2 protein-coding genes are annotated in these 1,147 nt (G+C 60.9%); both read left to right on the forward strand.

All coding sequences use genetic code 11. From position 1 onward, the window contains the following. Positions 1–175 precede the first annotated feature (175 nt). Positions 176–766: an SCO family protein gene (locus tag ADADOO_RS03085; protein ID WP_511274918.1), complete on the forward strand. Its 591-nt coding sequence runs from the start codon at positions 176–178 to the stop codon at positions 764–766. Positions 767–819: 53 nt separating this feature from the next. After that, on the forward strand, positions 820–1,147 hold a 328-nt coding region (locus ADADOO_RS03090), incomplete at its 3' end, for a hypothetical protein (protein ID WP_511274920.1).

The following is a 1,147-nucleotide window of genomic DNA, read 5'->3' on the forward strand; positions in this document are numbered from 1 at the left end:
ACGCCGTGATTACCAACGCCCCGAAAACCCGCGCTTACGGCGAAGTTTTCGAGAACGCCACCAACGCCGCTTACCTCGAACAAGGCCAGGGCGCCACCTGCCCCGATGCGGCAACCCTGGCCAGCAACATGGCTGCCGCCGAAAAGCGGCTGCAAGCGAGCTTCCCCGCCGCCCAATGATTCGCCACGGCGCGCTACTCCTTGCCCTGCTCTGCGCCAGCCCGGTTTTTGCCCAGGCCAGCCACAGCCTTGAACGGCTGACCGATGCGAACCCGGAAATCAATCCGCGCTACCTGCTGCAGGACCCGAACGGCCGCTCCGTCACCAGTGACGATTTTCGCGGCCGCTTCCAGCTCATCGCCTTCGGCTACACCTACTGTCCGGACATTTGCCCGACCACGCTCGTCGAGATGGCCGAAATTCTTAAGCAACTCGGCGACGATGCCGCCCGCGTCCAGCCCATTTTCATTTCGGTCGACCCGGAACGCGACACCCGCAAAGTTCTCAAAACCTACACTGAGTTCTTCGATTCCCGCATTCTCGGCCTGACCGCCTCACCCGCCCTGGTCCGCCGGGCAGCCGACAATTTCAAGATCCGCTACGCCAAAGTTCACGAGCCGGGCACCCCGCCTGATCGCTACGCCGTCGATCACTCGGCCGGCATGATCCTGCTCGGCCCCGATGGCACATTCATCAAGAAATTCGCCTTTGCCATGCCCGTGACGAATATCACGGAGCAGATCAGAAATTTCATCAAAAATCCCTGAATTGCGTGAAACCACAATTGCTTTGGCATAGTCGCTAAGGCAATATTCGGGCAATGCCACGGCTTGTCCTGCTCGCCCTCTTTTCCCTGTTTTCTTTGGCCCTGCCGGCTTGGGGCGGGACTATTGCGCTCGTCCTGAGCGAGCAGGGGGGTGCCTATTCGGACTTCTCCGGGACACTGGAAGAAGGCTTGGTCGGGACAAACTGGACCATTGTTGCCAGACACCAGGCCAGTTTTCTCCCGATGCTGGCCGGCCAGGCCGACCTGGTCGTTACCGTCGGCAGCGAAGCCTTGCGCAAGACGCTCGGCCGCGGCGACAACCCGCCAATCATCGCGACCCTGCTGCCCCGGCAGAGCTACGAGAAAATTCTCGCCGAATTTC

It is taken from the genome of Azonexus sp. (genome assembly GCF_036170495.1).
In the GTDB taxonomy this organism is placed as follows: domain Bacteria; phylum Pseudomonadota; class Gammaproteobacteria; order Burkholderiales; family Rhodocyclaceae; genus Azonexus.